Annotated in this window: 14 protein-coding genes; 6 read left to right on the top strand and 8 right to left on the bottom strand. The window is 72.4% G+C overall.

The window, feature by feature from the left end:
* The gene (locus tag ACWEPX_RS15345; protein ID WP_451897784.1) at nucleotides 1-747 is read left to right on the top strand and encodes a succinate dehydrogenase/fumarate reductase iron-sulfur subunit; all 747 of its coding nucleotides are present in this window, start codon (nucleotides 1-3) and stop codon (nucleotides 745-747) included.
* A 156-nt stretch (nucleotides 748-903) separates the two neighbouring features.
* Here the strand turns inward: ACWEPX_RS15345 and ACWEPX_RS15350 are convergent, their stop codons facing one another.
* The 4 genes from ACWEPX_RS15350 to ACWEPX_RS15365 form a co-directional block, all read right to left on the bottom strand.
* Complete coding sequence (locus ACWEPX_RS15350; protein WP_451897785.1) at nucleotides 904-1,791, bottom strand: amino acid ABC transporter permease; 888 nt, start codon at nucleotides 1,789-1,791, stop codon at nucleotides 904-906.
* Nucleotides 1,788-2,438, bottom strand: a complete 651-nt coding sequence (locus tag ACWEPX_RS15355; RefSeq protein ID WP_451897786.1) for an amino acid ABC transporter permease — start codon at nucleotides 2,436-2,438, stop codon at nucleotides 1,788-1,790. Before ACWEPX_RS15355 ends, ACWEPX_RS15350 begins: the two co-directional genes overlap by 4 nt.
* Nucleotides 2,439-2,507: 69 nt before the next feature.
* Entirely contained in the window at nucleotides 2,508-3,392 is an 885-nt protein-coding gene (locus ACWEPX_RS15360; protein WP_451897787.1) for a transporter substrate-binding domain-containing protein, read from the bottom strand.
* 62 nt (nucleotides 3,393-3,454) lie between these two features.
* A complete protein-coding gene (locus ACWEPX_RS15365; RefSeq protein WP_451897807.1) occupies nucleotides 3,455-4,183 on the bottom strand; it encodes an amino acid ABC transporter ATP-binding protein in 729 nt (242 codons plus the stop codon).
* A gap of 171 nt (nucleotides 4,184-4,354) precedes the next feature.
* Between ACWEPX_RS15365 and ACWEPX_RS15370 the strand changes: the two genes are divergently transcribed.
* Nucleotides 4,355-5,035, top strand: a complete 681-nt coding sequence (locus ACWEPX_RS15370; protein WP_451897788.1) for a response regulator transcription factor — start codon at nucleotides 4,355-4,357, stop codon at nucleotides 5,033-5,035.
* 33 nt (nucleotides 5,036-5,068) lie between these two features.
* The gene (locus tag ACWEPX_RS15375; RefSeq protein ID WP_451897789.1) at nucleotides 5,069-6,469 is read left to right on the top strand and encodes a sensor histidine kinase; all 1,401 of its coding nucleotides are present in this window, start codon (nucleotides 5,069-5,071) and stop codon (nucleotides 6,467-6,469) included.
* Here the strand turns inward: ACWEPX_RS15375 and ACWEPX_RS15380 are convergent.
* Nucleotides 6,466-7,383, bottom strand: coding sequence for a TAXI family TRAP transporter solute-binding subunit (locus ACWEPX_RS15380; protein WP_451897790.1), 918 nt, complete (start codon nucleotides 7,381-7,383; stop codon nucleotides 6,466-6,468). The genes ACWEPX_RS15375 and ACWEPX_RS15380 overlap by 4 nt on opposite strands.
* A gap of 72 nt (nucleotides 7,384-7,455) precedes the next feature.
* On the opposite strand from ACWEPX_RS15380, the gene miaB reads away from it, so the two are divergent.
* Both miaB and ACWEPX_RS15390 read left to right on the top strand, forming a co-directional pair.
* On the top strand, nucleotides 7,456-8,916 hold the full coding sequence (gene miaB, locus ACWEPX_RS15385) for a tRNA (N6-isopentenyl adenosine(37)-C2)-methylthiotransferase MiaB (RefSeq protein WP_451897791.1): 1,461 nt from the start codon (nucleotides 7,456-7,458) through the stop codon (nucleotides 8,914-8,916).
* Entirely contained in the window at nucleotides 8,901-9,392 is a 492-nt protein-coding gene (locus ACWEPX_RS15390) for an Rv2732c family membrane protein (RefSeq protein WP_451897792.1), read from the top strand. Before miaB ends, ACWEPX_RS15390 begins: the two co-directional genes overlap by 16 nt.
* Here ACWEPX_RS15390 and dapF read toward each other — a convergent pair.
* From dapF to ACWEPX_RS15405, 3 genes are read right to left on the bottom strand one after another with little or no spacing between them, the layout of a single operon-like run.
* Nucleotides 9,381-10,202 carry a diaminopimelate epimerase gene (gene dapF, locus ACWEPX_RS15395; protein ID WP_451897793.1) on the bottom strand — a complete coding sequence of 274 codons (822 nt, stop codon included), beginning with the start codon at nucleotides 10,200-10,202 and terminating at the stop codon, nucleotides 9,381-9,383. The genes ACWEPX_RS15390 and dapF overlap by 12 nt on opposite strands.
* A 1-nt stretch (nucleotide 10,203) precedes the next feature.
* The gene (gene miaA, locus ACWEPX_RS15400; protein WP_451897794.1) at nucleotides 10,204-11,094 is read right to left on the bottom strand and encodes a tRNA (adenosine(37)-N6)-dimethylallyltransferase MiaA; all 891 of its coding nucleotides are present in this window, start codon (nucleotides 11,092-11,094) and stop codon (nucleotides 10,204-10,206) included.
* The gene (locus ACWEPX_RS15405; protein WP_451897795.1) at nucleotides 11,091-11,780 is read right to left on the bottom strand and encodes a hypothetical protein; all 690 of its coding nucleotides are present in this window, start codon (nucleotides 11,778-11,780) and stop codon (nucleotides 11,091-11,093) included. The genes miaA and ACWEPX_RS15405 overlap by 4 nt, the downstream gene beginning before the upstream one ends.
* 228 nt (nucleotides 11,781-12,008) lie before the next feature.
* On the opposite strand from ACWEPX_RS15405, the gene ACWEPX_RS15410 reads away from it, so the two are divergent.
* Nucleotides 12,009-13,493 (top strand): DUF349 domain-containing protein, encoded by a 1,485-nt coding sequence (locus tag ACWEPX_RS15410; protein ID WP_451897796.1) that lies wholly within the window; start codon nucleotides 12,009-12,011, stop codon nucleotides 13,491-13,493.
* Nucleotides 13,494-13,773: the final 280 nt, after the last annotated feature.

The raw sequence follows: 13,773 nt of genomic DNA on the forward strand, positions 1-13,773 counted from the left end.
GTGGCCTACACCGCGAAATTCAAGGTCTGGCGGGGCGACGCGGACGCCGGGGAGCTGCACGACTTCGACGTCGAGGTGAACGAGGGCGAGGTCGTCCTCGACATCATCCACCGGCTGCAGGCCACCCAGGCGCCCGACCTGGCTGTCCGCTGGAACTGCAAGGCGGGCAAGTGCGGCTCGTGCTCGGCGGAGATCAACGGCCGCCCCCGGCTGCTGTGCATGACCCGGATGTCGACCTTCACCGAGGACGAGGTCGTCACCGTCACCCCGATGCGCACCTTCCCGGTGATCCGCGACCTGGTGACGGACGTGTCGTTCAACTACACCAAGGCGCGGGAGATCCCGTCGTTCACCCCGCCGAAGGACCTCCAGCCGGGCGAGTACCGGATGCAGCAGGTGGACGTCGAGCGCTCGCAGGAATTCCGCAAGTGCATCGAGTGCTTCCTCTGCCAGAACACCTGCCACGTGGTGCGCGACCACGAGGACAACAAGGAGTCCTTCGCGGGCCCCCGCTACCTCATGCGCGTGGCCGAACTGGAGATGCACCCCCTCGACACCGCCGACCGCACCCGAGCCGCCCAGGACGAGCACGGCCTCGGCTTCTGCAACATCACCAAGTGCTGCACCGAGGTCTGCCCCGAACACATCAAGATCACCGACAACGCCCTCATCCCCATGAAGGAACGAGTCGCCGACCGCAAGTACGACCCCATCGTCTGGCTCGGCAACAAGCTGTTCCGCCGCTAGCCGTGCACGCCGGAGGCCCTGGTCCCCCTCGGACCAGGGCCTCCGGCACGTCCCATGCGCGCACCCTCAGGGAAGCGGCGTCGCGGGTTCCGTTGATCGCGCTTCGGCCTGACGCGCGCATGCCCCGGTCGTGGGGACCGGGGCATGCGTCGAGGGTCAGGCGCCGGTGCCGGTTGCTCCTGCGCCGACCATCTCGTCGGCGTGGACGGGGGATTCGTCCGCGGATTTGCGGCTGCGGCTGAGGCGGCGTTCGACGTATTCGGCGAGCTTGCCGAGGGCGTAGTTCACCACGATGAAGATGACGGCCAGGATGAAGTACACCTGGATGGGGTTGTCCAGGTTCTGGATGATGTAACCCGCGACCCGGACGGTCTCCTCGTAGCTGATGATGAAGCCCAGCGAGGTGTCCTTGAGGACGACGACCAGCTGGCTGATCAGCGCGGGGAGCATGGCGCGGAACGCCTGGGGGAGCAGGATGAGGCGCAGCACCTGGCCGCGGGTCATGCCCAGGGAGTCCGCTGCCTCGCGCTGGCCCTTGGGCAGGGAGTTGATGCCCGCGCGGACGATCTCGGCGATGATCACCATGTTGTAGGCCGTCAGGCCGATGACCAGGTACCACAGCAGCGAGATGTTCACGCCGAACTCGGGCAGCACCCGGGCCGCGAAGAAGATCGCCAGCACGACCGGGATGCCGCGCAGCAGCTCGATCAGGCCGACCACCAGCCACCGGTACCAGCGGTTGGCGGTGATCCGGGTGATCGCCAGGAGCGTGCCCAGCACGAGCGAGAACAGGACCGCGAGCCCGGCGGCCAGCAGCGTGTTGACCAGGGCTTCGGCGAGCAGGGTCCAGACCGGGACGAAGTTCTCGTTGCCCGGGTTGATCAGCGGGCCCCACTTCTCCTCGGCGAACTGGTCCCGCTTGTTGAGCTGGTAGCCCACGAACGCGAGCACACCCAGCAGGATGAGACCCGCGAAGATGCTGCTGATCAGCACCCGGCGCTTGGCGCTGGGCCCGGGGGCGTCGTAGAGCACAGACGCGGTCATCGGGCGATCGCCACCTTCCGCTCCAGCCAGCCGAGCAGCATGCCGCTCGGGATGGTGATGACCAGGTAACCGATGATCACGCCGATGAAGACCGGCAGCGCCGCCTCGCCGCGGGCGCTGGTGAGCGTCGCCGACACCGAGAACAGCTCGCCGCCGACGCCGAACGCGCCGACGATCGCCGAGTTCTTGATCATCGCGATGATCACGCTGCCCAGCGGCGGGACGACCGTGCGCACGGCCTGCGGCAGGATGATCGTGCCGAGGGACTGGGTGAAGGTCAGCCCGATGGCCCGGGCGGCCTCGGCCTGGCCGGTCGGCACGGCGTTGATGCCCGACCGCACCGCCTCGCAGACGAACGCCGAGGTGTAGAGGACCAGGCCGGAGACCCCGAACCAGAAGTACGGGGCGTTGATCCCGATGGCGGGCAGGCCGAACGCGCAGAAGAACAGCACGACGGTCAGCGGGCAGTTGCGGAACACGGTCACCCAGGCCAGACCCGCCCAGCGCAGCGGCGGGACCGGCGAGACCCGGAAGGCAGCCATGACGGTGCCGAGCACCAAGGAGCCCACGAGCGCGTATCCGCAGATCAGCAGGGTTTTGAGGAACCCGTCCCGGTAGAGGGCGAAGTTATCCAGAATGACGTTCACGTGGACTCCGTGACCCGGTAGCGGATCAGGGCGCCCCCCGCGGTGGTGGACGCCCTGATCGACTGGGTGTTACTTGCAGGCGTCAGCCGTGGGCAGGGTGGGGACCTCCGGGGCGACCTTGCCCGCGGTTTCCTTCCACGCCTTCTCGTAGCTGCCGTCGGCGGCCGCGCCCTTCAGCGTCTCGTTGATGAACTCGCAGAACTTGACGTCGGCCTTCTTGATGCCGATGCCGTAGGGCTCCTGGGTGAAGGGCTTCTCGACGAGCTTGAACGCGCCGTTGCTCTTGTCGACCAGGCCCATCAGGATGACGTTGTCGGTGGTGACGGCGTCGACCTGGCCGTTCTGCAGCGCGTCGGCGCACTTGGAGTACACGTCGAACAGCACCAGGTTGGCGGTGTCGACGTACTCCTTGATCTTCTCGGCGGGCGTCGAGCCGGTGACCGAGCAGACCTTGGCGTTGGCGGCCTTGAGCGACTCGGGGCCGGTGATGGCCGAGTTGTCCGCCTTCACCATCAGGTCCTGGCCCGCGGTGTAGTACGGCCCGGCGAAGGTGATGCGCTCGCGCCGCTTCTCGTTGATCGTGTAGGTGGCGACGACGAAGTCGACCCGGCCCTGCTCGATGACCTCCTCGCGCACCGCGGAGGGGGTCTCAACCCAGTTGATGTCGTCCGCGGCGATGCCCAGCTTGGCGGCGATGATCTTGGCAATCTCGACGTCGAAGCCCTGCGGCTTGCCGTCGAGGCCCTTGAGGCCGAACAGCGGCTGGTCGAACTTGGTGCCGACGGTGACCTTGCCAGCGCTCTGCAGCCTGGCCATCGTCGTGCCCGCCTCGAACTTGGCGTCGGTGGCGGGCGGCGGCGCGGCGGAGTCCGTCCCGCCGCCCTGGCCGCAGGCGGCCAGGGTGAGCGCGACGGCCGCGGACGCGGTGCCCGCGAGGAGGCGCCGGAGTCGCATGTAGGGCTCCTTACATCTCGTCGGCCGGCGGTCCCGGTCGGCCGATCGTGTGGGTTGCTGCGTCAGTGAGTCAGGATCTTGCCAAGGAAGTCCTTCGCCCGCCCGGACTTGGGCGCGCTGAAGAACGAGTCGGGCGTGCTGTCCTCGACGACCTCGCCGTCGGCCATGAAGATCACCCGATCGGCGGCTTGGCGGGCGAAGCCCATCTCGTGGGTGACCACGAGCATGGTCATGCCCTCCTTGGCGAGGGTGGTCATCACGTCCAGGACCTCCTGGACCATCTCCGGGTCCAGGGCGGAGGTGGGCTCGTCGAAGAGCATGACCTTCGGGCGCATGGCCAGGGCGCGGGCGATGGCGGCGCGCTGCTGCTGGCCGCCGGAGAGCTGGGCGGGGTACTTCTGGGCCTGGTTGGCGATGCCGACGCGCTCCAGCAGCTCCATCGCGGTCTTGCGGGCCTCGGCCTGGGGCTGCTTGCGCACCTTGATCGGGCCGAGGGTGACGTTCTCCAGGATGGTCTTGTGGGCGAAGAGGTTGAAGCTCTGGAAGACCATGCCGACCTCGGCGCGCAGCCGGGCCAGCTCCTTGCCCTCGGCGGGCAGCGGCTTGCCGTCGACCTCGATGACCCCGGAGTTGATCGGCTCCAGCCGGTTGATCGCCCGGCACAGCGTCGACTTGCCCGACCCCGACGGGCCCAGCACCACGACGACCTGCCCCCTGGGCACCTCCAGGGTGATCTCCTTGAGGACGTGCAGGGGGCCGAAGAACTTGTTCACCGCCTCCATCCTGATCATGGGCGGAGCGGCGTTCGAGCCGGTCATTCGATGTCCTCCACGAACGCATTCGACGGACGGGCGGGCGGAATGCCGGAAACCTACTCCGGTCGGCGCCCCTGTCCAGCGGGCTTGAGCAACACTTAGGGTCTCAACTCTGTCACACCCCTGCCGGAACTGGAGGAAGCCGCGGTGCGAGTGCTGCTCGTGGAGGACGACGACCGGGTGGCCGACGCGCTGGTGCCCGCCCTGGTCCGCCGGGGGCTCGCGGTGCGCAGGCTGGCCTGCGGCGCCGGGGTGCTGGAGACCATCGGCGAGGTCGACGTCGTGCTGCTCGACCTGGGCCTGCCCGATGTGGACGGGGTCGTCCTGTGTCGACAGATCCGGGCGGCCAGCGACGTGGCCGTGATCGTGGTGTCGGCGCGCGGGGAGGTCGACGACCGCATCCTCGGGCTGCGGGCGGGCGCGGACGACTACCTGGTCAAGCCCTACGACGTCGATGAGCTCGTCGCGCGGGTGCACGCGGTGCGCAGGCGCAAGGCGCCCACCGCCACCGCGGGCGCCACCGGGACCGCCGAGCTGGACGGGGTGCACATCGACTTCGACCGGCACGAGGTCACTGTGGACGGTTCGCCGGTCGCGCTGTCCCGCAAGGAGTTCGCCGTCTTCGGGCTCATCGTCGCCGCCGACGGCGCGGTGTGCTCCCGCGAGCACATCCTCGCCGAGGTGTGGGGCCGCGCGGGCGCGGCGGAGAACCGCACGCTCGACGTCCACGTGGCCAACCTGCGCACCAAGCTCGGCAGGCCCGCGCTGGTGGAGACCGTGCGCGGGGTGGGCTACCGGCTGGCCCGCAAACCCGACCGCGCCGAGTGAGGCATCCTTGACCCCAGGATGGACGGGGGTGGGATGCGTACCCGGTTGCTCGGCATGGTCTGGTTCCTCGTCGCCCTGGTGGTCTTCGGCCTCGGCGTGCCGCTGGCGCTGTCGGTGGCGGGCACCGAGCAGCGCAACATGTTCCTCGACCGGCTGACCGACATCAACCACTACGCCTCGATGGCCCAGCGCCCGCTGATCGAGAACCAGCCCTCCGCCATGCGCGACGAGCTGCGGCGCTACCACGAGCTGTACGGCATCGACATCGTGGTGGTCGACCGCGACTCGCGCGCCCAGGTCGGCTCCGGCCGCTTCGGGCAGAACGAGATCGACCTGGACGACCCGCTGGTGCGCACCCAGCTCAACGAGGCGCTGGCCGGGCGCAGGCCGCAGTCCGGGTCGCTGCTGATGCCCTGGGACGACAGCCCGATGGTGATGGTCGCGCCGGTCCTGGTCGACGCCGACGTGCGCGGGGCCGTGGTCAGCGTGTCCCCGACCGACCGCATCCGGACCCGGGTGCTGTGGTGGTGGCTGCTCATCGCGGCGGGCGGGGTGGCCGCGTTCGCGCTGGCCCTGCTGGTCGCCGTCCCGGTCATCCAGTGGATCCTGCGGCCGGTGCGCAGGCTGGACGACGCCACCGGCGCGCTGGTCGGGGCCGTGGTCGGCGGCCGGGAGGTGGAGCCGGTCGGCAGCGCGCACGGGCCGCCGGAGCTGCGCAGGCTCGGCCGGTCCTTCGACCAGATGGCCGCCAGCGTCGCCGACGCCCTCGCCGCCCAGCGCGCCTTCGTCGCCGACGCCTCCCACCAGCTGCGCAACCCGCTGACCGCGCTCAAGCTGCGGTTGGCCAACCTGGAGGGCCACGTCGACGAGGCGGCCGAGGTGCACCGGGAGGCCGCGGCGGCCGAGGCCGACCGGCTCAAGCGCATCCTCGACGAACTGCTGGCCATGGCCCGCGCGGAGGGCGCCGCTGGCGACCTGGTGCCGGTCGACGTCGACCAGGTGGTGGCCGAGCGGGTCGCCGACTGGGACGTGGTGGCCCTCGCGCGCGGGATCGACCTCGACATCGAGGGCCTGGCCGGGGACGTGGTGGCCCTGGCCCCCGCCCGCGGGGTGGACGGCATCCTCGACGCGCTGCTCGACAACGCCCTGAAGTTCACCCCGCCAGGTGAACGGGTGCGCGTGGTGGTCTCCGCCACCGACCACCGGGTGGAGCTGGCCGTGCGCGACCACGGCCCCGGGCTGCGGCCGGAGGAGCTGGAGCGGGCGACCGACCGGTTCTGGCGCAGCCACGCCCACCAGAACGTGCCCGGGTCGGGCCTCGGCCTGGCGATCGTCAGCCGCGTGGTGGAGAAGGCGGGCGGCGACCTGCGGCTGGACCTGCCCGAGGGCGGCGGCCTGCGGGTCACGGTCGTGCTGCCCGCGCGGCCGGTCTAGATCTTCTGCTCGCGGTAGTAGCGGATCGCGCCCGGGTGCAGGGGGACCGGGTCGGTCTCGATCGCGGAGTGGATGTCGATGGCCATCGCCGCCCGGTTGGCCCGCACCAGCGCGGGCTGGGCCTCGAACAGGGTCTCGACCAGCGCCCTGGCCAGGTCGGCGGGCATGGCGTCGGTGGCCAGCAGGTAGTTGGGCACGGCCAGGGTGTTCACCGCCTGCCCGGGCAGCCGGTAGGTCGAGGCCGGGATCAGCTCGGCGTTGTAGACCGGGTACCGGTTGATCAGCTTGGGCAGGATGTCGCTCATGTCGACCAGCCGGATCGGCCGGATCTTCGCCAGCTCCTCGATGCTGCCGGTGGGCAGGCCGCCGGACCAGAAGAAGGCGTCGATCTCGCCCGCGGTGAAGGCGTCGATGGACTCGTTCAGGCCCAGGTCCCTGGTCTTCGGCTTGCCGGTGAGCCCGGCGGCGTCGAAGACCCGGCCAGCCATGACGGCGACCCCGGAGTCGGGCGCGCCGATCGAGACCCGCTTGCCCGCCAGGTCGGCGACGGTCCGGATCGGGTCCTCGTTGCGCACGACCAGGTGCAGGTAGTCGTTGTAGAGCCGGGCCAGGGCCATCGGCCTGCGCGGGCCCGGGCGCAGCTCGGCGGCCACGTCCGCGGCGCTGAAGGCGATGTCGACCTCGCCGTTGACCAGCCGGTTCAGGTTGTCCGGCGAGCCGCGCGACTGCAGCACCTCCGGGCGGGCCATGCCCAGGCGCGCGCGGCACGCCTCGGCCAGCGGGTCGGAGAGCTTGTAGTAGACCCCGCCCGGCAGCCCGGCCCCGATCCGCAGCCGGACCTGCTCGAAGCCGGTGTCGCACGCGGCCAGCAGCACCAGCGCCACCAGCACCACGCCGAGCCGCAACCGGGTCATCCGGCGATCGTGCCAGACGCGGGTGGCCCTGGGGACGCCCGCCGCGGGACGCGCGTAGGCTCAGGCACCGAGATGCGCACCTATGAAGTTCGCACCTTCGGGTGTCAGATGAACGTCCACGACTCCGAGCGGCTGTCCGGGCTGCTGGAGGACGCGGGCTACGTGGCGGCCGGGCCCGGCCAGGTCGCCGACGTCGTCGTGTTCAACACCTGCGCGGTGCGGGAGAACGCCGACAACAAGCTCTACGGCAACCTCGGGCACCTGGCGCCGGTGAAGACCGCGAACCCGGGCATGCAGATCGCCGTGGGCGGCTGCCTCGCGCAGAAGGACCGCGGCGAGATCGTCCGCCGCGCCCCCTGGGTCGACGTGGTGTTCGGCACCCACAACATCGGCTCGCTGCCGGTGCTGCTCGACCGCGCCCGGCACAACCGCCGCGCCGAGGTGGAGATCCTGGAGTCGCTGGAGACCTTCCCCTCCACGCTGCCCGCCCGCCGCGACTCGGCGTACGCCGGCTGGGTGTCGATCTCGGTGGGCTGCAACAACACGTGCACCTTCTGCATCGTCCCGTCGCTGCGCGGGCGGGAGAAGGACCGCCGCCCCGGCGACGTGCTGGCCGAGGTGCAGGCGCTGGCCGCCGAGGGCGTGCTGGAGGTGACGCTGCTCGGGCAGAACGTCAACTCCTACGGCGTGGAGTTCGGCGACCGCTACGCCTTCGGCAAGCTGCTGCGCGCCTGCGGCGGCGTCGAGGGCCTGGAGCGGGTCCGGTTCACCTCCCCGCACCCGAAGGACTTCACCGACGACGTCATCGCCGCGATGGCCGAGACCCCCAACGTCTGCCACCAGCTGCACATGCCGCTGCAGTCCGGCTCCGACGACGTCCTGCGCCGCATGCGCCGCTCCTACCGGTCGGCGCGCTACCTGTCGATCCTGGAGAAGGTCCGCGAGGCCATGCCGGACGCGGCCATCACCACCGACATCATCGTGGGCTTCCCCGGCGAGACCGACGCCGACTTCGAGGCGACGCTGGAGGTCGTGCGGCAGGCCCGGTTCTCCGGGGCGTTCACCTTCCAGTACTCCAAGCGGCCCGGCACGCCCGCGGCCGAGCTGGCCGACCAGGTGCCCAAGCAGGTCGTGCAGGAGCGCTACGAGCGGCTGGTCGAGCTGCAGGACAGCATCTCCTGGGAGCTGAACAAGCAGGTCGTCGGCAAGACCGTCGAGCTGCTGGTGGCCACCGGCGAGGGCCGCAAGGACGCCGACACCCGGCGGATGAGCGGGCGCGCCCGGGACAACCGGCTGGTCCACTTCACCCCCGCGGACGGCGTGCGCCCCGGCGACGTCGTGGAGGCGGTCGTCACCTACGCCGCGCCCCACCACCTGGTCGCCGACGGGCCGCTGGTCTCGCACCGGCGCACCCGGGCAGGCGACAACCACGAGGCCGGGCTGCGGCCGAAGACCAGCGGCGTCGGCCTCGGCCTGCCCGGCTTCGGCGCGCCGCCCCCGACCCCGGCGGAGAGCGGATGCGCAGTCCGATGAGCACCGACGACGACGCGCTGCGCGCGGAGGTGGACGAGGTCGAGCGGCGGGCGTCCCGCCGGGTCGAGCTGGGCGGGCGCGCGGTCGTGCTGGCCGTGGCCGTCTTCGCCCTGATGGTCGGCTACCTGCTGCCGTGGATGGGCTCGGCCCCCGGCTGGGAGGTTCTGCTGGGCGCGGGCGACGCCGCGGGCAAGGCGGGCATGGTGCCCCGGCTCTTCGCCGCGACCTCGCTGCTGTTCGGCGTGCTGGCCTCCGCGCTGGCGCTGACGACCCGGCTGTGGGCGCTGACCTGGGTCTGCGCCCTTGGCGGCTGGTTCGCCTCCGTCGACGGCCTGCTGGCCATCTGGACCCGGCAGTCCTCGGCCGGGCTGAACTCGCCCGGGCCGGGCATCGGCCTGGTGATCAGCGAGGTGGCGATGGTCGTGCTGGCCACCCTGTGGTTCAAGACCGCCTGGTCGCGCCCGCTAGTGCCGTGACCACCAGCCGTCGCTGAGCACGCCGTCGGCGACGAACTCGGCGGGGCCGGTGAGGGTGGCCGCGTCGCCGGTGATGCCGACGCGGACGGTGCCGCCGGGGATGTGGACGGTCACCTCGCCCTCGCCGAGACCGGCTTCGCGCAGCGCGGCGGCGGCCGCGGCGACGGTGCCGGTGCCACAGGAGCGGGTCTCGCCGACGCCGCGCTCGTGCACCCGCATGCGGATCTCGGTCCCGCCCGCGGGGGTGATGAACTCGATGTTCACCCCGTGCGGGAAGACCCCGGCGTCGAAGCCGGGCTGGGTGGTGAGGTCGAGCGCGTCGAGGTCGTCGGTGGCGCAGACCAGGTGGGGGTTGCCCACGTCGACGCCGGTGCCGGTGAGCGCGCGGCCGTCGACCACGGCCGTCGAGGCGCCCAGCAGCCGGACCCGGCCCATGTCGACGGTGACGTCCCCGTCAGGGTGCACGGTCGCCATCCGCACGCCTGCCCGCGTGCCGACGGGGAACTCCGCGCCGTCGACCAGGCCGTGCTCGACCAGGTGGCGGGCGAAGACGCGCACCCCGTTGCCGCACATCTCGGCGATGGAGCCGTCGGCGTTGCGGTAGTCCATGAACCAGGTGTCGCCGTCGAGGTCGGCGTCGGGCACCGCCTTGCTCCGCACGACCCGCAGCACCCCGTCCGCGCCGATGCCGCGGCGGCGGTCGCAGAGCGCCTGCACCCGGGCGGCGGTGAGGTCGAGGTCGCCGTCGGGGTCGGGCAGCAGCACGAAGTCGTTCTGCGTGCCGTGGCCCTTGCGGAACGGGATGGGCATGTCACCAGCCTACGGCGGCGAGGGCCGCGTCGAGCAGGTCGGGGCGGGCGGCGTCGAGCCAGGTGACGCGCTTGTCCCTGCGGAACCACGAGCGCTGTCGGCGGACGAAGCGGCGGGTCGCGCGGGCGGTTTCGGCCGCGGCCGCCGCGAAGTCGCCGGTGTCGAGGGCGGCCAGGACCTGCTGGTAGCCCAGCGCGCGGGAGGCGGTCCGGCCTTCACGCAGGCCGCGGGCCTCCAGCGCGCGCACCTCGTCCACCAAGCCCGCGGCGAACATGCGCTCGACGCGGGCGTCCACCCGCGCGTCCAGCTCGTCCGGGTCGCGGTCGATGCCGACGATGACGGCCCCGTAGCGTGGCGGGCCCGGGCGGGGCATGGTCGCCGAGAACGGGCGGCCGGTCAGCTCGATGACCTCCAGCGCGCGGACGATCCGCCTGCCGTTGCTGGGCAGGATCGCGGCCGCGGCGACCGGGTCGAGGCCGGTGAGGCGCTGGTGCAGGGCGGCGGCGCCGACCTCGGCCAGCTCACCCTCCAGCCGTGCGCGCAGGTCGGGGTCGGTCCCGGGGAAGTCGAGGTCGTCCAGCACGGCCTGCACGTAGAGCCCGGAGCCGCCGACCAGCACGGGCGTGCGGCCCCTGGCCCGGATGGCCTCGACGTCGGCGCGGGCGTGGCGCTGGTAGGCGGCCACCGAGGCGGTCTCGCGCACGTCGAGGACGTCGAGCTGGTGGTGCGGGACGCCGCGGCGCTCGGCGGGGGTGATCTTGGCGGTGCCGATGTCCATGCCGCGGTAGAGCTGCATGGCGTCGGCGTTGACCACCTCGCCGTCCACGCGCTCGGCGATGGCGACGCCCAGGTCGGACTTGCCGGTGGCGGTCGGGCCGACCACGGCGATCACGCGGGCTCCCAGATCGCCAGGTGGTAGGCCACGCCGAAGGGGATGAGCGTCGTGGCGTGCGCGGCGCGCCAGTCGCGGCCGTCGGCGTCGATGAAGCCCGCGAGGACCTGCCAGGGCGCGCGGCCCGCCACGCCGAGCTCGTCGGCCAGCACCGGGTCGATGGCGCGCAGCGCGCCGGTGTCGACGGTGGCGAAGGCCTGCCCGATGCGGGCGTCGAACTCGCCTGCGCGCTCGTCCGGGCGGCCCACGGCGCGGTCGCCGTGGCGGTGCGAGCCGTCGCCGAGCACCAGCAGCGCCGCCTCCTCCATCGCCAGGTCGCTGCCCAGCTCGGCGCAGGACTCCTGGTCCAGGTCCGGGTCGACCAGGCGCAGGTCGACGCGCTCGGCCCCGGCGTGCTCGCGCAGCCAGCCCGCGACCAGCGCGGGCAGCGGCCAGGCGGGGTCGGGCTCCCCGTCCCCGTCGCCGAGCGTGACGCGCACGTCGACGCCGTAGCCGCGGAAGGTGCCCACCCCGGTGGCCGGGGTGCGGCCCGCGCCCACGGCGATCCAGCGGGGGGACGCGGCGGCCAGCTCGCGCGCGACGGCCAGGCACGCGGCGCGGACCCCGGCGGCCTCGGCGTCGCCGCCGCCGAGCAGCTCGGGCACCAGCAGCGGCGGATGCGGCAGGACCGCGACGCGCGAGATCACGGCCGAAGCGTACGTCCGCCGCACATTCTGGGCGTTCCCACCCCACGTGGCGCGGAGTTTGCGGCACCATTGCTACGAGTGCGGCCCTCGGGATACCCAGGTGGCTGCTGACCTGTTTGAATGCGCGCAGGACAGCGGCCGGCACCGGCCGCACGCACAGTGCTGGGCCCCGCGCGAGCGGGGCGCCCGCGACGACCGCGGGCAACGCAGGCGGGAGGAGCCGGCCACATGACCGACGAGCAGGACAACGCCCAGGCCGTGACGGAGCGCGGTCAGACCACCGCGGCCGATCCGGTGGCCGCCAGCGAAGCCCAGGCGCCCGCCAGCCCGGCCGCCGTCGTCACGGCCACCGCCGAGCCCGCAGCACCCGCCGAACCCGCCGAGGCCGAGGCGCAGCCCGAGGATGCGGGCGCCGTGCCCGCGCCGGATGTCGTGGCCGCTGTCGTGCACCCGCCCGCGGCTCCCGGTGACGAGGTTCCGCCCGCGGCCGCCGCTTCCGACAACCCGAGCAAGTGGGGTCGGGTGGATGCCGACGGCACGGTGTACGTCACCACCGCTGACGGTGAGCGCGCGGTGGGGTCGTGGCAGGCGGGGGAGCCCGAGGAGGGGCTGGCGCACTTCGCCCGCCGCTTCGACGACATCCGCACCGAGGTCGAGCTGCTCGCGGCCCGGCTGGCGTCGGGCTCGGGCGACCCGAAGCAGGCGGCGACCTCGGCCAAGCACCTCAAGGACAGCCTGGCCGACGCGCACGTGGTCGGGGATCTGGCCGGGCTCGCGGCGCGCATCGACTACCTGATCGCGCGCGCGGGTGTTGCTGTCGAGCACGCAAAGGCGGCGCGGGACGCCGCGCGCGGGCAGGCGGTGGCGCGCAAGCAGGAGCTGGTGGCCGAGGCCGAGCAGATCGCCGAGGAGTCCACGCAGTGGAAGGCCGCAGGCGACCGGCTGCGGGCGATCCTGGACGAGTGGAAGACGATCAAGGGCGTCGACCGCAAGACCGACGAGCAGCTGTGGCGGCGCTTCGCCAAGGCCCGCGACACCTTCTCCCGCCGCCGCGGCTCGCACTTCGCCGACCTGGACCGGCAGCGGTCGACGGCGAAGGCGCGCAAGCAGGAGCTGGTCGAGGAGGCCGAGGCGCTGTCGGAGTCGGACGACTGGGGTCCGACGGCGGGTCGGTTCAAGGACCTGATGGTGGAGTGGAAGGCGGCAGGCCGCGCGCCGAAGGACGCCGACGACGCGCTCTGGCAGCGGTTCCGGGCGGCGCAGGACAAGTTCTTCTCCCGCCGCTCGGCGGTGTTCGACGAGCGCGACGCCGAGTTCGCCGAGAACGCCCGCCGCAAGGAGGAGCTGCTGGCCGAGGCCGAGAAGATCAACCCGCAGGGCGACCTGGAGGCGGCGCGCGCGCAGCTGCACCGCATCCAGGAGCGCTGGGAGGAGATCGGCAAGGTCCCGCGCGAGCGCATCCGCGAGCTGGAGGGCAGACTGCGCGCGGTCGAGGAGAAGGTGCGCAACGCCGCCGACGCCCAGTGGCGGCGCACCGACCCGGAGGCCGAGGCACGGGCCGCGCAGTTCCGCGAGCGGGTGGAGCAGTTCGAGGCCCAGGCCGCCAAGGCCCGCGCCGCAGGCGACAAGCGCCGCGCCGAGCAGGCCGAGGCCCAGGCCGCCCAGTGGCGGGAGTGGCTCGCCGCAGCCGAACAGGCCGTCGCCACGAGGTGATCGCCCGGGCCACCTCGTTCAGTGGTGGGGGTGGCTCGCTGCGGCCGAACAGGCCGTCGCCACGAGGTGATCGCATGGCCGCCCCGTTCAGTGGTGGAGTGGCTTGCCGCGGTCGAACAGGCCGTCGCAACAGCAGGTGATCGAACGGGCCGTCCCGAGCAGGGGCGGCCCGTTTCATCGGGGGGGGCCTGGGCCAGTTCGTAGGCGCGCTGCGGGACGAACTGGCCTGCGCTGGCGATGCAGCCGTCGGCCTCGCCGGGCAGCTTCACCCACAGGAAGG

It is taken from the genome of Actinokineospora sp. NPDC004072, from assembly GCF_053604195.1.